This is a genomic window from Blautia hansenii DSM 20583, assembly GCF_002222595.2.
Taxonomy (GTDB): Bacteria; Bacillota; Clostridia; order Lachnospirales; family Lachnospiraceae; genus Blautia; species Blautia hansenii.
This window is the reverse complement of sequence record NZ_CP022413.2, coordinates 1,233,751-1,257,105: the sequence shown is the minus strand read 5'-3', so window position 1 is coordinate 1,257,105 and position 23,355 is coordinate 1,233,751. Positions and strand designations below refer to the sequence as shown.

Genomic DNA, 23,355 nt, shown 5'->3' with positions numbered 1-23,355 from the left:
AATTATATATTTAAAGGAGGCTATTATTATGGCTATGGAATTTACATCTGAAAACTTTGCAAAAGAAGTATTACAATCTGACGTACCGGTACTGGTTGACTTTTGGGCAAGCTGGTGCATGCCGTGTAAAATGTTGGCGCCGGTTATTGAAGAATTAGCAGAAGAGGCAAATGGAAACTACAAAGTAGGAAAAATCGATGTAGACGCAGAACCTTCTCTTGCAGCACAATACGGTATTATGAATATCCCTACTGTACTGGTGTTTAAAAATGGGCAGGTCGCTGACAAATCCGTAGGGGCTGTTCCTAAAAAACAGCTGGAAACTTTGTTAAAATAATTTAACTTATTATGCTTATAAATTTAATAACGCAAGAGCTGCGATGTAAAATTCTTCCCACCGCAGCTCTCATTTTTCTCTCATCTTTTTATCATTTTCTGTAAGTTTTTATAGAAGTTTATAAAGCTCTTCTCTTTTCTCGATTTTTATTTCGCCTCTGTTTAAAGATATATATCCCTGTTTTGCAAGCTGTTTTAAAATACGACTGACTGCTTCTCTGGCACTTCCAATAATTTTCGCAATTTCTTCATGTGTCATGGTGATACTGGATGTCTTATTTTTGGCTGCCTCATCTAATAAAAAAGAAGCAATTCTCTGTGTAAGGCTCAAAAACATCAGCTGCTGTAAAGCTTCTACTACGTCTGAAAAACGTCTTGCGGTTTCTTTATACATGAAATTTTCCAAATAAATATTTTCCTTTGTCAATGTAGAAAGAATTCGGGCAGGAATGAGAAGTACCTGTGTGAACCCTTGAGCCTCGATTTCCACATCAAAAGTAATTGCAGAAAGAATACAGGAGGCTGCCAAAAAGCAAACATCTCCTTCCCGTAAACGATAAATAGTGACTTCTTTCCCTTCATCAGATAATAAATACGTCCTAAGACTTCCATTTAAAACCAAAAGTCCACCAAGACATTCTCTGGCTCCTGAATAAACAATCTCGCCTGTTTCATAACTTATTACTCTGGATTCCTTAAGAATCAACTTTTGCTGTTCCTCTGTAAGCTTCTCCCAAAACTCCTGTTGTTTTAATACGCTTTCTATTGTTTCATTCATTTTTATCCCTACCTGTCTTTAGAAAATTTCACCTTGATGCTTTAAATATTCCAAAAATGCTTCGCAACCCTCTTTGATATCCTCATAAGTTTTATCAAAATCTCCCGTATACCATGGATCTGCAATGGCTCTTGAATGATTAGTAAAATCTAAAAGCTTATATACTTTATTCTCAGAATCTTGTCCGATTATCCTATTTATATTTTTAATATTCCAATCATCCATTCCAATAAGATAATCATATTTTTCGTAATCTGACCTTTTCATTTGAACAGCATATTTGCCTGCTGTGGAAATGTGAAACTGAGCCAGCTTGTTTCTTGTTCCGTGGTGAACCGGGTTGCCAATTTCCTCTGTGCTGGTGGCAGCGGAAGAAATGTAAAAGTCAGATGCATAGCCGGATTTTGCGACTAAGTCTTTAAAAACAAATTCAGCCATGGGGCTGCGGCAGATGTTGCCGTGGCAAATGAATAGTACCTTTATTTTCTCCATTTTATCTCCTCATATCCTCTCAAAGCCTTATAAATACTGGCTTTTCAGCCTTTGTGCATTTTTTACTTGAAAGGTTCTTTTTCTTATAAATTCTTGTATTTTCTCATGTTTTTTCGGGCATTTGTGGTACAAATGGGTTATTTTTAAAGTCCCTAATTCCTTATGAGATAAGGCTTACATGAGTTGTTTGTGCATGTTTTTGGGTTATAAACTTTTTCTTTTCCAGTTCATCCCTTGCTTCTTTTAATCTGGCAAGTTCTTTCTTTGCATCATCATAGCCGGTATGCGTATAAATATTAAGTGTTACAGATACATCTGAATGCCCCATCAGATATTGCAGTGTCTTTGGGTTCATCCCTGAATTGGCCATATTTGTACAATAAGTATGCCTGCATATATGTGGAGTAACTGGCGGCAATTGCAACAAATTCTCACGATTATATTTTTCTCTTGCATGCTGCATGTACTTTTCCCAATGAAGTGCAACCATTGGCCTTCCATTCTTGTCCAGAAACAGAAATCCTCCATATCCATCCACCATCGGCTCACGTTTTGGTTTCCTTCTATTCTTCAAGATTCGAAGAAATGCTTCTTTTACATCCGCTTCCATTGGAAGTAACCGCGTACCACTTGTTGTCTTTGTAGATACGATGATATACTTCCATTCTTTACAAAATCAAGAAATTTAGTTTCATCTTCCGGAGAAACAGCGTGTCTTTTCTGACTGTCATTAACAAGTACTGTACCTAATTCAAATCCAAATGGATTTTTTAGAATCAAGTCATCATCCACAGCCATTTGAAAAGCAGGTCTTAAAACACCTCTGATGGAATGAATGGAACTATATCCTCTACCATCTCTTTGTAGTTTTATCAGAAAAATCTTTGCGTCAGAAAGTTTCACATCATCCACTTTCTTATAAGCGAATTCTTCCTTTTTCAATACATTCACCACAAATTTGTAATTCGCTAAAGTATTATGCTTTACTCCTGTTTTCAGGGAAAGATATCGTTCCACAAGTTCAAGCACTGTAATGTTACTTCCTGTAATCCCTTGCATCTGTAAGGACTGAACTTTTCTTTCTTTTTCCCTGAGAGAAAGATCTGCCCGTTTACCTTCCGGCATCTTATCTGCTTCTGTCAATCTCCAACTATATAATATTTTACGCTTACCAAGTGAATCTGTATATTTATAGCGGTAACGTCCACTTGGTTCCTGCCATTCTCCTTGCTGGAGAACTCTGCCTTTATCATCACGTCTCTTTGAAATCATATCCTACCTCCAAGGGGACGCAACATGATATTGTTAGTATATCATGTAACCCCTAATTCGAACACCTCCTTCTTTTAAATTTCATTTTATATCGCACTGAGTGTATCAATAAATTTTTCAAATCTTGTTCGTTTTATCTATACACGATTCCCATTCCAAAGCAAATACTCTGCATTTGGATTGTCACTGACTAACTTACGAAGCTTTCCTTCTCCAATACGAAAATAGGATGCTGCCTCTTCAATGGATAATGTATACTTCTTCCAATAAGGTATATCATAACTTGTCATTTGTATGCCTCCTTCTATTATCTTTGTTTTTGACATTGGCGGCTGGCAAAGGTATCTATAAAGACTGCCAATGCCAAAGTATTTTTTTGCCAATGTCATCTTTTATTCTGTGATTAACGCAACTGTTTTTCTTCCCTGACACCAGTCGTAGCTCAATCTGTTTTCCAGCTGCTTTCTTGCATCTCTTCCTGTTCTGGAAGAAATCCCATAGGCAAGTAGTTCCGCCTCTAATTCTTCTAAACACATCACTTTTCGTTTGGTTAATAACTCCAGGATCAATTTCTGTGCCTTTTCCAGTTTCGTTTCCTTTTTCGTTCCTGCTTTTCCCATTAGCAGATCTTCAATGGATATATCGTATTCTCCTAACCATTTTAAGCCTTTTTCTCCTAAAGAAAACGCTACCGGATTTTCTTTTTTAGCAAGAGAATCCTTTTGCTGATATACCACTCGGATATCCTGTTCCTTCTCTTTTTCCACCTTTTCTACAAATAAGATGCTTCGTACTGCCGCTGCGATATCAATGGATCCCAGGGAACGGTAATCACTCTGACTTCCCGACGACTTATTCAAATGTCCAATGAGAACAATGGCACATCCAGTTCTCTCTGCAATCGTACTGAGATGTCGAAATAAGGGACGGATCTCATTTGCCCGGTTCATATCCACATTGGCTCCCAGATAAGCCTGTATGGGATCCATGATCATGAGTCGTACATTATTCTGTCGGATGGCTTTTTCAATCCGATCGTCCGTCATAGAAAGCTGTTTTTCTTCTTCATTGATGAATCGTACCCTTGTCATATCTGCACCACATTTTGCTAATCTGGGTTTAATGGTATCTGCAATCCCATCCTCTGCTGTTTGATACAACACATTAAAGGGTTCTATCGGAAGTGCATTGGGAAGTTCCTTTCCGTTGGTACAGTATGCGGCAATTGCCATTGCAAGCCATGTTTTTCCTTTTCCCGGATTCCCTTGGATCAAAGTAACCTTTCCAAAGGGAATGAAGGGATACCATAACCACTGGACCACCGTTTCCTCAACCTCCGACATTTTCATGACCGGAACTGGTTTTTCCCTGGCATCTCTCCAACACATCTGCTTTGCCATATTTTCTACTGGAACTTCTGCTACCAGACATTCATTCCAGTCTTTCTTCACCGGTTCTAATCGGTACACACTCAGTTCCTTCGGAATAAGAGAAACAAACTGCGTGCATCTCTCATTTCCAGGCTCATCATTATCCAGACACAAGTAGATGGAATGAATATGAGGATATTCTGTATACATCCGTTTCATTGCTTTTTCACTCAATCCGCCCAGAGAAATATAACTATGCTTTCCCCAGTCTTCCGGAACTGCAGTGATATAAGACAAAAGATCAATGGGGGATTCAAACACAAACAGTTTTTCATCCGTTCCTATATGGCCAAATCCATAGGCTTTTTCCGAACCTCTTGCCTCCCCACGATATCGGTTCTCATCGGTTCCCCGCATAGCTGCATATCTAGGATTCTGTTCTTTGTCTCTTCCGACGAATACCACATTGTGATAGTTTTTACTTTCATAAATATCCCCCTTTGCAATCATCTGATCTATCAGCCATTCCGATAGTTTCCTCTGCTCAATGAGATACTTCCTTGCAATCTCACAGCTTTCATTTCTTTCTGGCAATTCCAATCCAGGCAAGGGGATGGGGCAGACCTTCTGTCTGCCTGCATCTTCCTTGTCCGTTCTTCTGTTGGTTTCTCCAACTCCCTCTTCTCCTAATAATTCTTTAACTGCCTCTGCAAAAGAAAGACCGTAAAATTCTTTCATAAAATCGATGGCATGACCACCTTTATTCTGACTAAAACGATACCATTCGTTCTTGTTGATCATCACACTGTCATGTCGCAACCATCGGTATTCCTTCCCACATCGTTTGAACTGTTCTCCTCTCCCAGAAAGAAAAACATATAAATCAGTATCATCTGCTCTTTGAATCTGTTCTCTTGTATATTCTTCCATCTTCTAAAATTCCTCCTATAACTCCATTCCATGATGTTTCTTCTTTCGTTTCATGGTTCTCACTGCTTCTTTTGTTTCTGTGGATTGCTCCCGTTTGTTTGTTTCTGGAAGAGAGACACCTTCTCCTTCCTCTGCCATCAAAGCTTCCACATGATTTTTGACTTCCTCATACTTTCGTAACATGGCATAGATCCGTTTATCTTCTTTTCGTAAAGCAGCTATCTCTTCTGATAAACGGGCGGCTTCTCGTTTCCATTGTCCTTCCGGAATCTTCCCACTTGGATCTAGATTTTCTTTTAAGATTCTTTCCGAACGATAATATCCGCTAAGTTCCTTCTTATGTTCCTCTTTGAATTTTTCCCTGCCAAAATATTTGTTCTTTAATTCCAGATAAACAGGTCTTGTTTCAAAATACTCTTTCATTGCATAAAGATTGCTGTTGACACTTCGCAAAGCAGACAGTTGTTGATTCAATCGCTGACTTACCTCTTTTAGCTGAGTATCTAATTCCTGGATTTTCTCTGTCAGCTGTTCTGGGGTTCTCACATCCTGCTCTTCCAGAAAGCGGATCGTCTCTGCAAATTGTTTCAGATTTGTATTCTTCGCCTTTTGTGTTCCATAAGCGTAGGATTCTGCAACTGCATTTCTCTTATCACAATAGTTTCTCAGATAATCCGCTAAGGTTGGCTGATGTAAGAACACCATCCGTTCCATCAGTTGGCTTTCTCGAAACAAGGACCATTGAAGAAGATTCTTTGCCCGTTCTTTCATATCATTTAAGGCTCGGATGAGTCGGTTTAAACTTCCCAGTGCGGTTGAAATCCCTCTTGCTTCCATTGCCTGTACATTCGGTCCTTCATGCACCATCGGGATCTTATCAATCCCCCGTTCCTCATAAGACCTGGCATCGACTCTTTCTGTAAGTCCTTTTTCTTCATACAGTTCGTTACACATCTTCGCCCAGGCACTTCTCAATTCTTCCAAGGTTTCTTTCCTGCTCCAATCCGTTGTATGTACCGCCCGAAATACCGGTTGTCCTTTCTGATTCAAAACCGTCTGTCCATCCGGTGTTAATACTGGAACCTTTTTTTGTTTTTGTCCCCAGGTACCATCTTCCTGTAAAGGGCGGATGGGAACCATGATGTGCATATGGGGATTGGGTATTTTATCCTTTGCTTTCTTCGGATCATGGATCGCTAGATCTGCGATCATCCCTCTTGCGACTAACTGTTCTTCTACGAATCTTCTTGCAAGCTCAATATTTTCTCCCATGGAAAACTCATTCATCAAGGCAATATCAAAGCTGTGTGCCAGCTGTGCTTTCTTATTCCCTTCGATCCATTCCACCTCATTCCAAAGGGTCTCTCTGTCTTTGAATCTCTCCGGAGCCTGTTGGGGAAGATGGATCTCCGCTAATACCACACCGCCTTTTCTCGTATAATCACTCACTTCTCCATAATACGTACATTCCAGTTTTGTACCGGCTCGGTAAGCAGCACTAGCAATGGCAGACTGCCCTTTTCCTCTGGATAATTGATTTAGATGAAAGTGATAACATCCCATCTTACGCATCTCCCTGTGGCAGTTCACCTCGCTGCATCGCCTTTAATAGTGCTTCCTCTTCTGCGAATTCTCGTTCCTTCGCTTCTGCAGTTTCCGCCCGTCCACGAACCATTTCATGAACGACAATCACAAAACTTACAAGCGGGATCATGAAGAAGTTCATCCATCAGCTGATAAAATTCTGCCTCTGTCAGATATTTGGTATCTTTACAGATTGCTTCTATGGCTGCTCCCTTCTGGATCAACAGATGGGTTCGTGCCTTTCGCTTTTTCTTTTTCTGTGTATCCAGATAATTCAAGGATCTCTGGATCCTGTGCTCTGCCTGCTCCTTCTCAAGCTTTACCTGTTTCAATGCAGCTTCTGTTTTTTCAATCTCAAGAAGTGCTTCTTGGGTATATTCCTGAAATGTTTTCTTCTTCGCCATATCGTTCTTTTTCTCCTTTTTCAACTCTTCCATTTTCTCTGTTACGGGATAGGCATTTCTGCCGGAAGGGGAACCCTTCTTCGGATGGATCATCCGCAAACACTTTCGGAATTCCCCTTCAGAAAGATGCAAACTCCGTAGGACGTACATACCTTGTAAGGTATATAAGTGCGCTCTTCTGCTTTCAGCATCCGAGTTTTTCTTACTCAAACGGAAGTTCTTCTCCGTCTGGAAGATGCATAAATCCATCCGGATCGGTATCTTCTTTCTTTTCTGATCCTGACAGTTTCTTCCCTTCTGCGAAATAATGTTCTTCTACGATCACATTGATGGTATAAACTTTATTCCCCTCCTGATTCACATAGCTTCCTGTCTGGATCCGTCCGCTTACTAAAATCTTCAACCCTTTTTGCAGATATTTTTCTACAAACTCAGCATTCTTCCCAAAGGTAACACAAGAAATAAAATCTGTTTCTGCCTTTCCATCCTTTCGATATCGCCTGTCTACTGCCAGCGTGTATCTTGCCATTGCAGTACTGTTTTCATCCTGGAGATATTTCACCTCCGGATCTTTTGTCAGTCTTCCCATTAAGATTGTTTTGTTCATGTAGTTTCTCCTTTCTCTTTTCGTTTTTTCTTTGTTCTTGAATCAGGCCCGATTCTTTTAAGGCAAATGTAATTTGTTCCTCATATATCAGAACGTAGAGAGGGCTTTTTACAAATAAAAAAGGAATTTTATTTTTTTGCTCTCATATAACGAAATGTTCAGCGGGGAAAATACAGGGTGAAAAAGGAAATTTTTTATTTTTCTGCACAAAAAATACCCCTATGACTTCAAAATTGAAATCATAGGAGTACAGTTACTTCAACTCTCTTTAGATTATACTATATTTATTTTTTACTAAATCTGCAATTTCATTTTCTATTAAAAAAATATCCAACAAATCCACCAATCGCTCCACCAATGATATGTGTAATTTGAGAAACATTATCATGCAGTGCAATTCCTTCATATATCTGCTGTCCCAAGAATAATACTACAACCAATATAAATGTAAGGGGTATTTCTCCATTTTTGAAGCCAGTAAATGATGATAAAACAATAAATGCAAATACCACACCACTAGCTCCACACAATGCTATTTGTGGAAAAAATATATAATTTACAATCCCTGTTACAAAAGCTGTAACTAGTATCACTTTTATCAAACAGCTTGATCCATATTTCTCTTCAAGTAATGGACCCAATAGCAAAATATATATCGTGTTTCCTATGAAATGAGACATACCTTCATGTCCAAAAACATGCGTAAAAAAACGTAAATAGGTCATTGGATTTTTCAAAGATGAATGATATGTCATGAACAAAGCTTCTGTGCTCATCCCTTGTGTTAAAGTACCGATAATCAATGAAATAGCGCAAACAAATACAAACCCTAAAACTATAGGAGCATTAATTGTTACTTTAAATTTTTTCACAAGCACCCTCCATTTTCAAAAAGAACTTCAATTTACCTCTTTTTGAAATCATCTATTTTCTAAATTTAGATTCCAGCATTGCCTGTTTCAAATCCTCTTCAATTTTGATAAGTTCTTCCTGTGCTTTTACTCTTTGAACAGATCCTGCTTCATGAATTTTCATAACCTCATTCACCGAAGTAATCAAGTTTTTGCTACATAAGCGCAATGTTTCAATATCTACAATAGGCTTTTCAACCTCTTCCGCTGTTTCAATTGTTGCCATTTTTAATGTTTCTGAATTTCTTCTTAACAGTTCATTCGTCTTTTCTGTAAGAGTAGATTGTGCGTCAAGTGCTCGTTTTGAACGTTCTATTCCCAATGAAAGAACCAACTGATTTCTCCAAAGAGGTATTGTATTTGACAATGAAGACTGCAATTTATCCAATAATTCACGATCATTATTTTGAAGCATTCTAACCTGTGGAGCAGACTGAATCGCAATCACTCTTGTAAATTCCAAATCATTGATTTTCTTTTCAAATCGATAACATAAATCTTCAAAATCTTTAAAGGCCTGAACATCTTCCTGCATATTTGTGCTGTCAGCTTTATTCTTTAGCTCTTGTAGCTTTCCTGCTTTTGCAATATCCAGAGCCTTTTTACCTGCAATGATATACATTGTCAATTCTTTGTAATATTGCACATTCAGTTCATACATTTGTTGATACATTGATACATCCTGTATCAGTGTATTTTGATGTAATCTTAAATCTTTTTCAATACGGTCCACATTACTTTCCGCTTTTGCGTAATTTGCCCTAATTGAGCCAACTCCCCTTTTTGCTTTTTGAAATAATCCAAATATTCCTTTTTTCTCTGGCTCTGTTGTGGCATCAATGGCAACGGTCAATTCTTTCAACGAAGTTCCAACTTCGCCCAAATCATAAGTTTTAACTTTCTTGAGAATCGAAACAGAAAAATTTGAAATATTTTGCTGAGCTGACATACCATACTGTACAACCTGATCCACATTTGAAATATCTATTTCAGCTGCAAATTGTTCGACTTGTTCTTTTTCTTCTTCTGATAACATAGACTCATCGATAGTTCCTGCATTATAACCACCTTTATTGATTCCTGCGTCAACAGCCGTCATTGTTGGTATATTCAACATATGTACGTCTTCTGTTTTCTCCTCTGGATTTAGTGTTAGAATCGTTTTGTTACTCATTGTAAATGCTCCTTTCATAGTGAAACACTTTCTAATTCTTTTCTTATTGTTCCATCTGCGATTTCAAATTTAGATAAAAGCATCATTTCTTCTTCCATCAATTGGCAGATTTGAGCATCATCTGTTTTCTTCATTACTGAAACAAATATTTCTATCTGCTTTTTCCATATTGGTACAACATTTTCCAATAAAGACTCTATTTTATTGATGATTGCAGTATTGTTTTTACTTAATAATTGTATCTGTAATAATGATTGTTTGGTAACTATTTTCGATACTGAAATATCATTGATTCTTTGTTCCAGTCGTTCCCACCATACATCATCATCTAAAGCTGATTTCGTTTTTAATATATGCGTTCCTTTTTTCTCACACATCAACAAATCTTGTTCACAATCTTTTAATTGACTTTCCAATCTGGTTAGCAGATGCTCTTCCTTAAGCAATTGTACTTTTTGTAATTCTAATTCACAGGTTAATTTTTCAATATATCTATTAGCATCTGTATACTGACCCCAAATTACAGATTCTGGTAACTTTTTCTTTTTTTTTACAAAAAAACATCTCTTTTCTCTACTTTGTGGAAGTCTGATAGAAGTTAATTTATCTAACAATAAACTGATTGTGCTTCCGATTTCATCACTCTGATTCAAAAAAAGCTGCGATATATCTTGTGATATTTCAGAAAGATGTTGCTGTTCCTTGCTACCCAAAATAGATAATGATTCATAGTCACCTACTTTTACCTCGCCTTGTACATATGAGGTGAGTTTTTCTACATATTTCAAGATATCATCCATTGATTCATTCATTCCGTAATCACCATCTACTTTTTATTTTTCATTTTTTCCATTACGGCAATTTCTCCAGAAATATCCATTTCTATAGATTCATAGAATTGATTTAAAATTCCTTCAAACGACACGATCAGCATATCTATTGCCTGCTCAATATCTTTCTTTGCCTTAGCGATATTGTTTCCTTCTATCTTTTTCTCATTTATGTCTATATATGCATTCAATAGCTTCTCTGTAGTCGGTAAATAGTAATTGATAAACATACCCAGCTTATTAGATTGGTGTGGATTCAAATCTACTTCTCTAAAAATAGCTGATACCAATTTTTCCATCTTATTTAACTTTAAAGTAATTTCTTTATCTTTAATAAGATGATTGCTATTATGAATTTTTTCGACATATTCCTGACCAATATCAATTATTTTCTGTATTTCAGCGGAACGTTCTTCCATTCGAATACGTTCTTCAATCAACTGTTTATAATATCGATCATACGTAGGTCTATCAGATTCATATTTAGAATATAGCTCATCTGAAGCAATAAACACTAAATTATCCGTAGTAAAATGACCTTGCGGTATCATCTTTTTCTTAACAGATAACATCAAATCCGCAACAACTCTATTATACGGTATCTTAGCACAATTACTGATATCATCGATGATTTCAACATTTTTATACTGTAACAATTCATAATATTTTTCGTAACGCTTGGCAAATTGAATTACTTTTATCGATAACACAATCAAAAAGATGTTTATACATATAAATACACCTGAGCCACACATAAACAATAAACTATATTGCTCATAATCATTGGAATACAGATGCATTCCTAACCCCATAGCAGCAAAATATAAGAAACATGCTGAAACAATAGTGCACATTGTAATAAACCAGAGAAATCCTCCTGTTTTTGGTCCCTCAAATACATACTGTGTACGTTTATATCCTGTACTGGGAAGAGATTCTATCTTTTGACTTATTTCTGAAAAATATCCTTTTTTCAAACTATTATTAACAATTTCTGCCACTTTCTCCGGTTCTTGCTCATAACTAGATATTTCAGGTAATCCGTTATCTTCTTGCTCTACAACTATAGATTCTTTTTGTTCCTTTGCAAATTTCTTTTTAAAAATAGACATCTTATCCCTCCCTCTTATTCAACAGTTTCTGTTGCCGATGGTGTATTAGGATCTATTGATTCCATTTTAGGAGCAACTGTAGATGCTGGCACTGCAAATGCCGGCAAAATACTTGAAATTGGGGTTCCATTCGGCAACTGAATATTTTGATTCACATCTGGCAATTTAAATGTATCGGCTGTCATCTCAACTGCTGGTGTTGAAATTGTCGGTACACTAGAAGCCGCAGGTGCAGAATATGTAACGTCACCCTCAGCACTATAACGAGAATTCGAATGAGAACCTGTATTTGAATGAGAAGTATGGCTCTGATGACTCTGATGACTTTCATGACTTCCATGATTACTATGACTATTACCATGCGATCCCGAAGAATGAGATCTATGTGAACTATGCGATCTATGTGAACTATGCGATCTATGTCCTGCAAACGCATCAACCGACATCAAACTTCCTAGGATTATAATCATTGTACCTAAGGCTAGTAATTTCCCCCCTGGGATATTACCTTCCTCATCTTCTATTAAATTTTCAATACTTTTTTTAAATTCGGGAAATAAATTATCCATAACTATTCATACACCTTTACACATTTTCCATTTGACCAATCAGTTTTGTAATATTCAGAAGCACTTACATAATACGTACATTCACCATTAGGACGGCCTTCTTTGAATTCACCAGTTAATTGATACCCTGTTTGATTCTTAGGGTAGCTATATGTTCCACTTCCATGCATTCTGTCTTTTGACCAATTTCCTTCATAGGTAGCACCGCTTGTCCATACATATGTGCCTTGACCTGATTTTTGATTATCCGTTACATTTCCGCTGTACTTATCACCATTACTATACTTTATCTGTGCAGTGCCATTCAGTTTCCCTTTTGACATGCCTCCTGAATATGTCGTTCCATTTGCTAAAGTCATTTCTACAGCTGTTGGTTCTCCATTTTTAATTGTAAATGTATACTCACCAAAATCATTTAATATATGATAAGAGCCTTCTATAAAAATATTTTCTTCAAACTTTCCAGTAGCGTAATTATTTTTTGAATATGTATATGTTCCGGTTCCATTCATGTTATCATTTAACCAATCTCCATCATAAGATGCACCTGATTTCCATGTGTATACACCTTTACCGGACCGTTTGTTGCCTTCAAACTCTCCTACATACTTGTCCTCATTAATAAAGACCATTGTGCCTGATCCTGTGATATCAGATTTAGAACAAACTCCAGAATATTTGGTACCATCTGCATATTTAATCTCCGCATTAGAAATTGCATTATTAGCAAATGTTAAGGAATAAGTGCCTTCATCATTACTAAACTCACACGAACCTTCTTTAAAGGAATTATTTTCAAATGTGCCACTATAAACTACTGCATCAGAAGTAGTATATATTCCCTGACCATTCATTTGATCATTTTTCCATTCACCCTCATAAATGTCTCCATCATCCCAAGTAAATGTTCCTTTACCAGATTTGAGTCCATTTATAAATTTTCCTTCATATACTCCCTCGGATGGTACTTGTAGTTTTCCTAATCCATCAAAATAATTATCAGCCCACTCACCTTCGTATACAGAACCAGTGTCGAAGATAAATTCTCCGTTTCCACTAAATACACCGAAATCTAAATCACCGGTAAATGTTCCTGTTTTGAGGACCAATTTATCATCTATTTGATAACGAACCTCTCGTACAACACGATGATGAATATTATCTTGCATGATTGTATTCACATAAAAAGCTGCTGATGCTACTTCGATAGCTAGTAACGCAATCATTCCTAAAGCAATTTTTTTCCTCATATTTTTTTTGCTTTTGTTGTATTCTTGTTCTGGAAGTGCCTTTTCTATAATACTATTGTCTTCCAAAGGCTTTTCCGTCTCTTGAACTATTATTTCGTCTTGTTTCTTTTTGCCCATTTTAATTACTCCATGTCTGTAATATATGTACTATTTGAGTATCATTCTCTTTTAAAAGTAAGAATAATTTATCTAACATACCAGCATATATCTTGCATCTATATCCTCTCGGTGACTTTTCTATAATATCTCCTGTTGCAGCATAACTCACGACAGGACATGTTCCACAATACGGTTGGTATACGCAATCACAACATGTAGGAATAGATTCCAAAATAGTTGAAGCACAAATTGCCTTACAAGCACTATTACCTATAAGAGTGCTATATGTACTTGAATTTACATTTCCTAATTTGAAGGCTTCATTTCCCATTTCATACAACATTCGTCCTTCATCACAGGTAAATATATTGCCGTCTGCATAATATGCTAATTGCCCTATACCGGCACCACATGGAGATCTTAGCTCCATATAGTTTACAAAAAATCCTGATATACGTTTCAACAATATTGTTGCATGCTCTTCTTTAAAAAATCTACCTTCTTTATTCAATGATATCGTAGCTTCCAATGCCTTTAAATAAAATTCTAAATATTCTTCTGCTGTATATCCAATATCTTTCCAATTTATAGTCGCTTTTCCCAAAGGTGTTAACGGACGGATAAAAATACTGTCGAATCCCAAATCATAATATGTTTTTACAATCTCAACCGGATACTTTAAGGATTCTCTTGTAGTTGTTTGTATTGCTCCCACATATATTCCTGAATTTTTTAATTTATCAAGAGAATCAATGACTTTTGTAAATGTTGGTGTTCCGTCTTTGAAAGGTCTATTGCTGTTATGAAGATACTCATGACCATCTATAGACGTGGATACACCAAATTTATACGTTTTAAAAAACTCTATTTTTTCATCATCTAACAATGTGAGATTCGTGACTACATTGTAATTGATTTCATGATTTGTATTATGCTCCTCTGTATATTCAACAATATGTTTTATGATTTTAAAATTTAACAGTGGCTCTCCGCCTTGAAATTCAAAACTCAAGCAACGGGTCGGAGACTGTAATGCAATGTCTACTGCCTTTTCCGCTGTCTCCTCATCCATAAAAATATTAGAACATTTAGTCCCATTATTCGCTTGACAATAAACACATCCCATATTACAAGCTGTTGTTACAACAAAAATATGCAATGAAGCAGACATATTCAAATGCCCTTTTAAATATTGCATCTCATAACGATTTTTATTTGTAAATTCCAAATTTGTTTCATCATAAATCATATATTTCTCAAGTAACTTTTTTTCGAGATCAGATTCTTGTTGTACTGACTTACTGATAAGTTGATGAAATTCTTCATTTTTCAAAAAGATATGTTCTCCCAAATCATTCGTCAGCAGAATCTCATCTTCAAACGATTTAAAATTAAAATAATTTAACTTCATAATATAGCTTTCAACTCTTCTTTCTCCATTTGAATCGTTCCTGCAAAAACTCCTCCACAGGCACTTTTATAATTACATGCCTCGCACACTTCTCCATAACGCACTTTGTTAGGAGAAATACTCTTTTCACATATCATCCAGTACGAAGAATTTACAGTACACAAAGGGAAATTATACAATCTAACATTTATCCCATTGCTAATCAATAATTTTATGGCATCTTTTGCACATTCAAACGCATCTCTATAGGATATCCATACTAAGTCCTTATTTTTGTATGCACTTCCTGTCATTTCCATCGCTATCACGCTAACATATTCAATCTGAGAAATTTCTTGAACAATAAATTGTGCCAATTTCGTTAGATTGTGACAATTTAATTTAGAAACAACAATTCTAAGTTCAATATGCATCCCATATCTTAACATTCGTTTAATTCCCAATGTTGTTTGAGCGAAACTGCCTCTTGCTTGCGTTATTTTATCATGCAAGTTTTCATCAGCTGCATGTAACGGTATTGCAAAAATTGATCTTGATGGCATATTTTCTTGCAATAATCTAACATATTTATCCAATGAAAATATTCTCCCATTTGTCAAAAACAAACATTCTGTATCGGTAAATTTATCTCTAAGAAAAGAGATAAATTCAAATATTTTCTCCCCACTTAGGAATGGTTCACCACCAGTAATCGTTAAATGACGCACATTTGCAGGAATATGTTTTGCAAGTTCAATCAATTTTATGATGTCTGTTTCCTCACCCTGTTTTCTCATAATTTCAGGAGATGGACACATGACACAGTTAGAATTACATTTTCCCGTCACAAAGAAAAAATTATCTAAAGACATGGTATCAAAACGCATAAACATTCTGCCGTCTGGCCATATTTCAAAAACATCATAGTTAGAATATTTTTTTAATTCAGATATTATATCAATAGATGCTACCAACACTATTTTTTCTGGATATAATACTAATATATCATTTTCTATAAATACAAAATCCAATTGATCTCCCAATAAATCACAACAGGTCTCTTCATCTTTTGCAAGAGACACAATCTTAAATCCAGCATTATACTGATCAATTCTTAGCACCATTTCAATATCCTCCAGAATATCAAATAACAAATGTATCCACATGCTATAAATGTGGCAAATGGTATCTTTTTAACAATAGACAGCGATTCAATTTTACGTGATTTTGCCCATCTATTGATACTAACAATTTCATCTTCCGTAAGTCTATCTCGTAAATCTTCTGATGAAATTTTAGGTAATCCTCTTACTCTGGAATTCTGCATAAGCAAAGAAGAACCCATTGTTAGAATCATTCCTTTTTTCAAATCTGAAATTTTGACTTCCTGATATAGACTCGTTTTAATTGTCATTTGGCATACTAGTAATACAATGACTAAAACATAGTTTTCTGGATGAATTGAAAATGGTATGGTCTTTAATAAAATAGACAAAATGAGATCTAAACCTACCATCATACCGATGACAATTTTTTTCTTAAAAAATGGATATTTCCCTATAATTAATGATGTTAATATGCATAGTATACGAACAAGCCAAATTGGAAGAGTTATTCCCCAAAAGGCTAAAACGGATACACTTAAAGTTACAACACTTATATACACTATCGCCGTTCCAAATGACTTAAAGAAAGCCATGAAATATCCCTTTACATATGATACCGACATGTTATTTTTCTTAATTATCAATTCATATATAGATGTAGCTAGTAAATAGATATATCCAAAAAACAATGCAATTCCTACAGTAAACACAACTGTAATAAGACTTCCTGAATAACTTATATAGTAATTAGCAGGATAAAATAAAGTAAGAACCATTAACAGCTTGCAGTCTCCTCCCGCAAAAGAATGAGAATAAAACAGCACCAAACTTGCTACTATCATTACTGCCAAATTGATCATGAATGGAACAAACATAGTTTTGTTGAAAGCCGAATAATAAAGTACATCTAACGCTATTCCAATAAATCCAAAAAACAATAATGTTTTATTGTATACTTTTCCATCTCGTATATCTGTCTTACCAGCCTGCACACACAAAATAAGCATGAGTATAATCATGATACCTTCTAACATCTTCATCATGAATTCTCCAATCCAATCAGATAATTTTCAAATGCTTTTCCAGTTAAAACAGCATCATATCTGCATTCTGTTAGAATAACTATCCAATAATCGTTTTCTTTTTCTATTTCAATATGGGCATAGTCCTTATATATAAATTTTGTATATTCTATTTTTTCTTTTGTATATATTTCAGAATGTAGATATAAGATCATTTTTCTTCAAACCAATCCTTTAATATTTCATCTTCTGAAAACAACTCTTGCTCCTCTAACGTCTCATAATCATTTTCAACCATTACACTAGATGCCATAGCTCTTGCCAACATTAATTCACGTATATTTTTAGTTTGTCTGTAAACTTCGTGACGAATGCTTTGAGCTAACATTTCGTTAATGAAATCTTTCTCTAACAGTATCTGCTTATCCGTTTTAGGAGATATAGACACATAATAATATTCTTCATCTGCATCTAAATGAATGTAACTGCTGTCAGAAAAATTATACGCAGCCTTTAACAATGCCGTTTTCGAATATAATTCTTTTTTAAACTTAAACATTTCATCAAATTTAATATTCATTCTAGGAATAAACTCCTTTAATTGTGATTTCTTCTTGGATCCTCTGGTTTTGTTGCATCACTTGGAATCAACCAAGTTTTCCCTTTGAGTATGGCGCCATTTATTCGTTCATTTCTGCATAATTCCGCTACACGCCGTCTTGAGATGTTCCATTTTTCTGCCATTTCTGTAGTCGTTAAATACTGCATAACCAACCTCCTATATTTGCACAAAACGTCACTTATATTATATTCCCTTATAGGAATATTTTCAACAAATATATAATGATTAATAGTCACCGTTTCTATGCTGTGTATCTAATATTTATCTATAACAAAAAATTTCCTTGGAAAGCCTGCACAAAACGTTTCCTTAATTCTTATAGCACTGTATTAGGATTTTAATAAAAACATCTTTTGTTACATCCATATGCAATGAACTATCTACTTTTTTATACATTTACAACACTCTATATTATGTTATAAATATTTTGCTTTCAACTTCATTTATAGAAAAAGCTGTAAGATTCCACTATTAGAAATCTTACAGCTTTCATTCTCATCATGTCACATCCCAAAATTTTATAATTATTTTAAATCTGTGGGTTATTTTCGGGTTATTTCTCTCCCACAAATACCTTCCGAACATTGATTTTACTGACTTTTTAAAGAGTTCTTCAAAGAGTGCCGTGGCAGATGAAAAGTACTTTTATCATAGTAATTGTTTGCTCCTTTTTGCCCGGAAATGCCCTGTTTTGCAGGATATTCCGGGGTTATGGTTAAATTGTTATTTGGTTGTTAGATAGGCAAATTATAGCATAATTTAGCAAGTTGTGACTACCTGTTAGTAGTAGAAATAGTAGTAAAACGGAAATTCCTACTACTAAGGGTTTTGTCCATCCCTTTGATTATACCAATAACCAACGAATAATAACACTCAAACTTCTTATGGCAATTCTAAATAGTCGGCTAACAAGTTCTCCACAGCCTCAACTTTATGTGGCATTATCTTATCCATGTATATCTTCTTTTTCACTTCATGGCCATTACTTTCCACATCTGCAAAAATGCTTTGATATTCATCTTTACACCAAACATCACCATAATATATCCCGAAATCATCCAATTGTGCTAACAATCCATCGACTATTTCTTTCTTGAATACAATTCTAGATTTCCTAATTGATGTCTTCAACTTTTTTAACAATCCTATACTAGATGAATACGCATCATATTGAAAGCTTTCCATATTATCAATAAATTGCATATAAATATCTCTGGCAATACTCATCTGACTATCTTGTCGGTCCTTTCCCCAAATAAGCTCCTCCAACGACACTTCAAATGTCTTGGCTATTTGTGATATTTTATAAACATCCGGAAGACTTTCTCCACCTTCCCACTTTGCAACCGCCTGCCTTGAAACATCACATTTTTCAGCCAAATCTTCCTGTGTTAAATTCGCTTCTTTTCTTAGTTTACTTAATTGCTCTGAAAATACCATTTTCAATACCTCCTTGATTTATTAATTTAAGTATAATAAATCGTGAAGAAAAATCTACCAACTAGCACTTGCCCTGCAAGCAACTGTTGGTTGCTTTTTCTACTTGTAATATATTATATCGTCTTCTTTATTCTTCTACTTAGAACTGCCCCAGCCGAAGCCGGGGCATTCCATACAACATGCTACTCTCTCATACCAAGTTCTTCAAAGAAATTCACACACTCTCCATGTCCAAGCAGCAACAGTTTATTATAAAATATCTCCATTGCACGAACAAACTTCTCTGCGTCCCACTTCCAAACCTTACACAGTACAACTACATATTGGCTGTCCTGCTTCCTTCCGGTTTTACCAAAGAACACTCTAAGTTTCTCTTGAATAAAGATACTGTCTGCAAGAAGATCCTCGATATCAATGTAAGCATAGTAATTATACAATAATGATTTCTTCTCAATCTTTACATAGTTTCTCATCATCTGACCTCCTAAACACTTATAGCGGAATTTTTTATTTTTCTATACACTTCTGTGCCATCCTTTTTACCAAAAGACTTCAAAGAAGTAAGATATAAGATTTTAGGTTTGTCAGTTGAAATAACCATGTCGACTATTTGTGAAATCAATGCTTCATAATCTGTCCCGGCGAACAACACTGTAATCTCGTTTACAATCCTCTTACGTTCCTCATACCTACCATACTCTGTCTGCAGGTCAAGAATCTTCATTCTCTCATTTACAAGGGTCTTTCTTGCACCTTCTCCATTCACATGGCTAATTGCCTTAGCAAGTGTCTTGCAACGAACCAGCTGATTCGGCACGGATAATCTTGGAGTCCAATAATCTAGTACTGACCGATAATCCTTATCTGCACTGACAATTGCAATCTTAGCATCTTTATCTACAGCAAATATCTGATATAACGTTCTACTAAATCCAGGACCGTATAACTGCTTTCGGAATATCTTCCGTACAGTAACTGTTTTTTTTGCAGATTTTCAATCTGTATTCGCAGCGCGACACAATCCTTTTTACCTACCGGAAGTTTGTCCTTTGCTTCCAGTTTCCAGCTGTAGATTGCTTTCTGCTTTCCGTTTTCGTAGTATGTGTAACGATATCTACCATCTTTGCATTGGCTCTCCCCTTCTCTTAAAAGTCGTAAACGCAAAATAGCGAGTACCTGTTCAAAATCATCCGATGTGAGATAATAGACTCATCACTACAAAGTCCAAATAGTTTAGTACTCAACTTTTTTGACTTTGCTACAGGAGGTGAGTTATGAAATCTCATACAAGTTTAGTTGCACAGCAAACCCGTCTGAGCGAATGGGCTGACATGGTCAGGGACTGCCAAAACCGTCCGCAAGGAATGAAAATCGATGAATGGTGTCAACTACACGACATTACAAAAGCAAGTTATTACTGGAGACTCCGGAAAGTTCGTGAGGCTTATCTGAAAACAGCGGATCATACACAAACATTTGTAGAAGTTCCCTCTTCTGCAATCCAGCCGGTAAATATGGCAGCGGAGTATAAAATCATTGCCTTGATTAGAGGCAGAAACAACCTCACTCTGGAAATTACCGAACAGGCATCTGATTCATTTTTAAAAACACTTTTGGGAGTGCTCGGCAATGCTCAATGATGGCTCCGGGTTCAAAAAAGTATATCTGGCGACTGGATTTACGGATCTGCGCAGAGGGATCGATGGCTTGGCCAGAATCATACGTTTTCAGTTCCAGCTTGATCCTTACGATAAGAATACATTATTTTTATTTTGCGGCAAACGTACAGATCGGATAAAAGGGCTTATCTGGGAGGGCGATGGATTTCTACTTCTGTACAAGCGGATTGAAAACGGAAACTTCCGCTGGCCCCGTACACAAGAAGAAGCACTGGAAATTAGTGCAGACCAGTATCAAATGTTAATGCAAGGTCTGGAAATCGTTGCCAGACATCCCATAGAAGAAATCTCCTGTCCAGAATTCTCCTTGTGATTTGTGCAAAACGTAGAAAATAAAATTGCTTTCATCCATGATAAATCACCCTGTGCAATATAAAATTTAAAGTTATTCACATCCTGAAAGTTTTCTGTGAGTTTCTATATACTCCTGATTCCAAAACTTTTCAGATTGTGGATAACAGTCATAAATATCTGAAATTCAGGCTTTTATTTTCAGGTATTCATGACTGTTATCCACTGTCAAAATGACGAAGGTGACAGAATTCAAAAATAGCCAAAAACCGTTGGTTCTGCTATAATAGCACTCAGGAAAGTGAGGTTTGGTTATGGCAGTTAAGTATACGGAGGAACAATTAAATAGTGTTGATAAGTCGTTTCTTATCCAGCTTCTTTTACAACAGCAGGAACAATTGGAAGCCATAACAAAGGAGCTTCACGCATCGAATGAAAAAATGCAGCTTCTGATGGAACAGGTAATCCTTGGTAAGCAGAACCGTTTTGGAAGGTCATCTGAAAAAATGGAAGATACCAGCCAGATCTGTTTTCAAGAAGTAGACGGCACTATTGTTTTTTTCAATGAAGCGGAAGCTGTCTACGATCTCAATGAAAAAGAACCTGATGAGCTGGAACTCAAATCTCCAAAACAGCCAAAGCGTAAGGGAAAGAAAGAATCAGATCTTTCCGGACTTACGGTCAGACGGATTGACCATTATCTGTCAGAGGAGGAATTGGAAATAGAATTCGGTGTCAATGGGTGGAAACAGTTACCGGATGCCATTTCCAAAAAATATCATTTTGTACCTGCGAGGGTAGAGGTAGAAGAACATCACATCGGTGTGTATGCCAGCAAAACAGATGAGCACATGGTCAAAGCAGACCATCCAAAAGCATTACTGCATGGAAGTTTGGTATCACCATCTCTTGGAGCTGCGATCATCAATGGAAAGTATGTGAATGCAGTTCCTCTCTATCGGTTAGAGCAGGAATTCCAGCGTTATGGCCTGCAGATCACAAGGCAGAACATGGCAAACTGGTGCATACGTTTGGCAGAGGAATATCTCTCGATCCTTTATGATCATCTTCATGAAGAATTGTATTTCTATCATGTGATCCAGGCAGACGAGACGCCGTTGCTTGTAAACCATGACGGACGCAAAGCCGGAAGCAAAAGCTGGATGTGGGTATACCGTTCTGGTCATCTGTATCAAGACCGGCAGATTGTCCTGTATGAATACCAGCAGACAAGAAATGCATCCCATCCACGGGAATTCCTGAAAGGATACGATGGCATCTGTGTAACAGATGGTTATCAGGTCTACCATACTTTAGAAAAAGAATTGGAAGAACTGACCATTGCTGGATGCTGGGTGCACTGTCGCCGCAGATTTGATGAAGCTTTGAAGCTGATTCCCAAACCATCCCAAAAGGAATCCAATGCATTTCTGCTGATGAAACAGATTCAGGCAATCTATCGGGAAGAAGGGAAATTGAATGACCTTTCTTCTGATGAACGACTGAAACAGCGACAGGCGGTTATCAAACCTCTTGTGGATGCTTTTTTTGCGTACCTGAAAACCATAAATGTGTCCAAAAAGGACAAATTTGGTGATGCCGTTAGATATGCACGAAATCAGGAAAAATATCTCCGGGTATTTCTTACAGACGGAGATGTTCCGATTGATAATAATGCATCCGAAAGGGCAATCCGAGGTTTTTGTATTGGAAAGAAGAATTGGCAGATGATCGATACGATTCATGGAGCCAAATCTTCCGCAATTATTTACAGTATTGTAGAAACTGCAAAAGCCAATAATCTGAAACCTTTTGATTATGTGCAGCATCTCTTGGAAGAGATTCCGAAACACATGAATGATAAGGACTGTTCTTTTCTGGAAGATCTTCTGCCCTGGTCAGAAAAACTTCCGGCAGGGATTCGCAAAGCTTAAATATCGGTGGCTGCAAAGCAGCCGCCTAAAAATGTCAAGGTACTCGCTATTTTGCGTTTACTAAAAGTCGGTTCCTGTGATCTCTTCTTTCTGTTTTCATAGAAATTTCCTCCTAAAAACGGAGAAGCCTCTGCCATAGCATACTGTTAATAT

General features: G+C 36.4%; 27 protein-coding genes and 1 pseudogene. 4 read left to right on the top strand and 24 right to left on the bottom strand.

Features of this window, described 5'->3' with window-relative positions:
• The first annotated feature begins 28 nt into the window (after positions 1 to 28).
• Entirely contained in the window at positions 29 to 337 is a 309-nt protein-coding gene (gene trxA / locus CGC63_RS06140) for a thioredoxin (RefSeq protein ID WP_003019259.1), read from the top strand.
• Positions 338 to 445: 108 nt separating this feature from the next.
• On the opposite strand, the gene CGC63_RS06135 is transcribed toward trxA, so the two are convergent.
• The 24 genes and pseudogenes from CGC63_RS06135 to CGC63_RS06020 all read right to left on the bottom strand — a co-directional run bounded on the left by CGC63_RS06135 (position 446) and on the right by CGC63_RS06020 (position 20,462).
• Positions 446 to 1,114, bottom strand: coding sequence for a Crp/Fnr family transcriptional regulator (locus CGC63_RS06135; RefSeq protein WP_003019260.1), 669 nt, complete (start codon positions 1,112 to 1,114; stop codon positions 446 to 448).
• A gap of 18 nt (positions 1,115 to 1,132) precedes the next feature.
• On the bottom strand, positions 1,133 to 1,606 hold the full coding sequence (locus CGC63_RS06130; protein WP_040351000.1) for a low molecular weight protein-tyrosine-phosphatase: 474 nt from the start codon (positions 1,604 to 1,606) through the stop codon (positions 1,133 to 1,135).
• 160 nt (positions 1,607 to 1,766) lie between these two features.
• A pseudogene (locus tag CGC63_RS15960) lies at positions 1,767 to 2,878 on the bottom strand (integrase DNA-binding domain-containing protein).
• Positions 2,879 to 3,015: 137 nt separating this feature from the next.
• On the bottom strand, positions 3,016 to 3,168 hold the full coding sequence (locus CGC63_RS06120; protein ID WP_052530416.1) for an excisionase: 153 nt from the start codon (positions 3,166 to 3,168) through the stop codon (positions 3,016 to 3,018).
• A gap of 102 nt (positions 3,169 to 3,270) precedes the next feature.
• Positions 3,271 to 5,178, bottom strand: a complete 1,908-nt coding sequence (locus tag CGC63_RS06115) for an AAA family ATPase (protein ID WP_003019270.1) — start codon at positions 5,176 to 5,178, stop codon at positions 3,271 to 3,273.
• Positions 5,179 to 5,193: 15 nt separating this feature from the next.
• Complete coding sequence (gene mobQ, locus CGC63_RS06110) at positions 5,194 to 6,741, bottom strand: MobQ family relaxase (RefSeq protein WP_040351001.1); 1,548 nt, start codon at positions 6,739 to 6,741, stop codon at positions 5,194 to 5,196.
• Positions 6,742 to 6,854: 113 nt separating this feature from the next.
• Positions 6,855 to 7,199 carry a DUF3847 domain-containing protein gene (locus CGC63_RS06105; protein WP_242970508.1) on the bottom strand — a complete coding sequence of 115 codons (345 nt, stop codon included), beginning with the start codon at positions 7,197 to 7,199 and terminating at the stop codon, positions 6,855 to 6,857.
• A 169-nt stretch (positions 7,200 to 7,368) separates the two neighbouring features.
• Positions 7,369 to 7,773 (bottom strand): single-stranded DNA-binding protein, encoded by a 405-nt coding sequence (locus CGC63_RS06100; RefSeq protein WP_003019276.1) that lies wholly within the window; start codon positions 7,771 to 7,773, stop codon positions 7,369 to 7,371.
• A 308-nt stretch (positions 7,774 to 8,081) separates the two neighbouring features.
• Positions 8,082 to 8,651 carry a rhomboid family intramembrane serine protease gene (locus CGC63_RS06095; RefSeq protein WP_003019278.1) on the bottom strand — a complete coding sequence of 190 codons (570 nt, stop codon included), beginning with the start codon at positions 8,649 to 8,651 and terminating at the stop codon, positions 8,082 to 8,084.
• A gap of 46 nt (positions 8,652 to 8,697) precedes the next feature.
• Positions 8,698 to 9,858, bottom strand: coding sequence for a toxic anion resistance protein (locus CGC63_RS06090; protein ID WP_117501350.1), 1,161 nt, complete (start codon positions 9,856 to 9,858; stop codon positions 8,698 to 8,700).
• 14 nt (positions 9,859 to 9,872) lie between these two features.
• Positions 9,873 to 10,670, bottom strand: coding sequence for a toxic anion resistance protein (locus CGC63_RS06085; protein WP_089438673.1), 798 nt, complete (start codon positions 10,668 to 10,670; stop codon positions 9,873 to 9,875).
• A 14-nt stretch (positions 10,671 to 10,684) separates the two neighbouring features.
• Positions 10,685 to 11,800 carry a 5-bromo-4-chloroindolyl phosphate hydrolysis family protein gene (locus CGC63_RS06080; RefSeq protein WP_003019286.1) on the bottom strand — a complete coding sequence of 372 codons (1,116 nt, stop codon included), beginning with the start codon at positions 11,798 to 11,800 and terminating at the stop codon, positions 10,685 to 10,687.
• A 14-nt stretch (positions 11,801 to 11,814) separates the two neighbouring features.
• Positions 11,815 to 12,369, bottom strand: coding sequence for a His-Xaa-Ser repeat protein HxsA3 (hxsA3, locus tag CGC63_RS06075; RefSeq protein WP_003019288.1), 555 nt, complete (start codon positions 12,367 to 12,369; stop codon positions 11,815 to 11,817).
• A gap of 2 nt (positions 12,370 to 12,371) precedes the next feature.
• The gene (locus CGC63_RS06070) at positions 12,372 to 13,736 is read right to left on the bottom strand and encodes an MORN repeat-containing protein (protein ID WP_003019290.1); all 1,365 of its coding nucleotides are present in this window, start codon (positions 13,734 to 13,736) and stop codon (positions 12,372 to 12,374) included.
• Between the two features lies 1 nt (position 13,737).
• On the bottom strand, positions 13,738 to 15,129 hold the full coding sequence (gene hxsB / locus CGC63_RS06065) for a His-Xaa-Ser system radical SAM maturase HxsB (protein ID WP_003019292.1): 1,392 nt from the start codon (positions 15,127 to 15,129) through the stop codon (positions 13,738 to 13,740).
• Positions 15,126 to 16,232 carry a His-Xaa-Ser system radical SAM maturase HxsC gene (gene hxsC, locus CGC63_RS06060; RefSeq protein WP_117501341.1) on the bottom strand — a complete coding sequence of 369 codons (1,107 nt, stop codon included), beginning with the start codon at positions 16,230 to 16,232 and terminating at the stop codon, positions 15,126 to 15,128. The genes hxsB and hxsC overlap by 4 nt, the downstream gene beginning before the upstream one ends.
• Entirely contained in the window at positions 16,223 to 17,257 is a 1,035-nt protein-coding gene (locus CGC63_RS06055) for a hypothetical protein (RefSeq protein WP_003019296.1), read from the bottom strand. Before CGC63_RS06055 ends, hxsC begins: the two co-directional genes overlap by 10 nt.
• Positions 17,254 to 17,451: an HxsD-like protein gene (locus tag CGC63_RS06050; protein WP_003019298.1), complete on the bottom strand. Its 198-nt coding sequence runs from the start codon at positions 17,449 to 17,451 to the stop codon at positions 17,254 to 17,256. Before CGC63_RS06050 ends, CGC63_RS06055 begins: the two co-directional genes overlap by 4 nt.
• The gene (gene hxsD, locus CGC63_RS06045; RefSeq protein ID WP_003019299.1) at positions 17,448 to 17,816 is read right to left on the bottom strand and encodes a His-Xaa-Ser system protein HxsD; all 369 of its coding nucleotides are present in this window, start codon (positions 17,814 to 17,816) and stop codon (positions 17,448 to 17,450) included. Before hxsD ends, CGC63_RS06050 begins: the two co-directional genes overlap by 4 nt.
• A gap of 17 nt (positions 17,817 to 17,833) precedes the next feature.
• Positions 17,834 to 18,004: a helix-turn-helix domain-containing protein gene (locus CGC63_RS06040; protein WP_003019300.1), complete on the bottom strand. Its 171-nt coding sequence runs from the start codon at positions 18,002 to 18,004 to the stop codon at positions 17,834 to 17,836.
• A gap of 736 nt (positions 18,005 to 18,740) precedes the next feature.
• The gene (locus CGC63_RS06035) at positions 18,741 to 19,298 is read right to left on the bottom strand and encodes a helix-turn-helix transcriptional regulator (protein ID WP_003019301.1); all 558 of its coding nucleotides are present in this window, start codon (positions 19,296 to 19,298) and stop codon (positions 18,741 to 18,743) included.
• 182 nt (positions 19,299 to 19,480) lie between these two features.
• Entirely contained in the window at positions 19,481 to 19,774 is a 294-nt protein-coding gene (locus CGC63_RS06030; RefSeq protein ID WP_003019302.1) for a hypothetical protein, read from the bottom strand.
• Between the two features lie 8 nt (positions 19,775 to 19,782).
• On the bottom strand, positions 19,783 to 20,064 hold the full coding sequence (locus CGC63_RS06025; protein WP_096637044.1) for a hypothetical protein: 282 nt from the start codon (positions 20,062 to 20,064) through the stop codon (positions 19,783 to 19,785).
• 131 nt (positions 20,065 to 20,195) lie between these two features.
• The gene (locus tag CGC63_RS06020) at positions 20,196 to 20,462 is read right to left on the bottom strand and encodes an integrase DNA-binding domain-containing protein (RefSeq protein ID WP_003019304.1); all 267 of its coding nucleotides are present in this window, start codon (positions 20,460 to 20,462) and stop codon (positions 20,196 to 20,198) included.
• Between the two features lie 110 nt (positions 20,463 to 20,572).
• Here CGC63_RS06020 and CGC63_RS06015 point away from each other — a divergent pair, with 110 nt between their 5' ends.
• The 3 genes from CGC63_RS06015 to tnpC all read left to right on the top strand — a co-directional run bounded on the left by CGC63_RS06015 (position 20,573) and on the right by tnpC (position 23,202).
• A complete protein-coding gene (locus tag CGC63_RS06015) occupies positions 20,573 to 20,938 on the top strand; it encodes a hypothetical protein (protein ID WP_003023175.1) in 366 nt (121 codons plus the stop codon).
• Complete coding sequence (tnpB, locus tag CGC63_RS06010; RefSeq protein ID WP_009247574.1) at positions 20,928 to 21,290, top strand: IS66 family insertion sequence element accessory protein TnpB; 363 nt, start codon at positions 20,928 to 20,930, stop codon at positions 21,288 to 21,290. The genes CGC63_RS06015 and tnpB overlap by 11 nt, the downstream gene beginning before the upstream one ends.
• Before the next feature lie 292 nt (positions 21,291 to 21,582).
• Positions 21,583 to 23,202, top strand: a complete 1,620-nt coding sequence (tnpC, locus tag CGC63_RS06005; RefSeq protein WP_089438656.1) for an IS66 family transposase — start codon at positions 21,583 to 21,585, stop codon at positions 23,200 to 23,202.
• Positions 23,203 to 23,355: the final 153 nt, after the last annotated feature.

Bases quoted from the DNA above. Each gene is read 5' to 3' on its own strand.
- hxsA3 (WP_003019288.1), bottom strand. From the start codon at position 12,369: ATGGATAATTTATTTCCCGAATTTAAAAAAAGTATTGAAAATTTAATA.
- CGC63_RS06055 (WP_003019296.1), bottom strand. From the start codon at position 17,257: ATGATGAAGATGTTAGAAGGTATCATGATTATACTCATGCTTATTTTG.
- CGC63_RS06080 (WP_003019286.1), bottom strand. From the start codon at position 11,800: ATGTCTATTTTTAAAAAGAAATTTGCAAAGGAACAAAAAGAATCTATA.
- CGC63_RS06120 (WP_052530416.1), bottom strand. From the start codon at position 3,168: ATGACAAGTTATGATATACCTTATTGGAAGAAGTATACATTATCCATT.
- mobQ (WP_040351001.1), bottom strand. From the start codon at position 6,741: ATGGGATGTTATCACTTTCATCTAAATCAATTATCCAGAGGAAAAGGG.
- trxA (WP_003019259.1), top strand. From the start codon at position 29: ATGGCTATGGAATTTACATCTGAAAACTTTGCAAAAGAAGTATTACAA.
- CGC63_RS06130 (WP_040351000.1), bottom strand. From the start codon at position 1,606: ATGGAGAAAATAAAGGTACTATTCATTTGCCACGGCAACATCTGCCGC.
- CGC63_RS06100 (WP_003019276.1), bottom strand. From the start codon at position 7,773: ATGAACAAAACAATCTTAATGGGAAGACTGACAAAAGATCCGGAGGTG.
- CGC63_RS06070 (WP_003019290.1), bottom strand. From the start codon at position 13,736: ATGGGCAAAAAGAAACAAGACGAAATAATAGTTCAAGAGACGGAAAAG.
- hxsD (WP_003019299.1), bottom strand. From the start codon at position 17,816: ATGAATATTAAATTTGATGAAATGTTTAAGTTTAAAAAAGAATTATAT.
- hxsC (WP_117501341.1), bottom strand. From the start codon at position 16,232: ATGGTGCTAAGAATTGATCAGTATAATGCTGGATTTAAGATTGTGTCT.
- CGC63_RS06115 (WP_003019270.1), bottom strand. From the start codon at position 5,178: ATGGAAGAATATACAAGAGAACAGATTCAAAGAGCAGATGATACTGAT.
- hxsB (WP_003019292.1), bottom strand. From the start codon at position 15,129: ATGAAGTTAAATTATTTTAATTTTAAATCGTTTGAAGATGAGATTCTG.
- CGC63_RS06090 (WP_117501350.1), bottom strand. From the start codon at position 9,858: ATGAGTAACAAAACGATTCTAACACTAAATCCAGAGGAGAAAACAGAA.
- tnpB (WP_009247574.1), top strand. From the start codon at position 20,928: ATGCTCAATGATGGCTCCGGGTTCAAAAAAGTATATCTGGCGACTGGA.
- CGC63_RS06085 (WP_089438673.1), bottom strand. From the start codon at position 10,670: ATGAATGAATCAATGGATGATATCTTGAAATATGTAGAAAAACTCACC.
- CGC63_RS06135 (WP_003019260.1), bottom strand. From the start codon at position 1,114: ATGAATGAAACAATAGAAAGCGTATTAAAACAACAGGAGTTTTGGGAG.
- CGC63_RS06035 (WP_003019301.1), bottom strand. From the start codon at position 19,298: ATGGTATTTTCAGAGCAATTAAGTAAACTAAGAAAAGAAGCGAATTTA.
- CGC63_RS06050 (WP_003019298.1), bottom strand. From the start codon at position 17,451: ATGATCTTATATCTACATTCTGAAATATATACAAAAGAAAAAATAGAA.
- CGC63_RS06040 (WP_003019300.1), bottom strand. From the start codon at position 18,004: ATGCAGTATTTAACGACTACAGAAATGGCAGAAAAATGGAACATCTCA.
- tnpC (WP_089438656.1), top strand. From the start codon at position 21,583: ATGGCAGTTAAGTATACGGAGGAACAATTAAATAGTGTTGATAAGTCG.
- CGC63_RS06015 (WP_003023175.1), top strand. From the start codon at position 20,573: ATGAAATCTCATACAAGTTTAGTTGCACAGCAAACCCGTCTGAGCGAA.
- CGC63_RS06030 (WP_003019302.1), bottom strand. From the start codon at position 19,774: ATGATGAGAAACTATGTAAAGATTGAGAAGAAATCATTATTGTATAAT.
- CGC63_RS06105 (WP_242970508.1), bottom strand. From the start codon at position 7,199: ATGGAAGAGTTGAAAAAGGAGAAAAAGAACGATATGGCGAAGAAGAAA.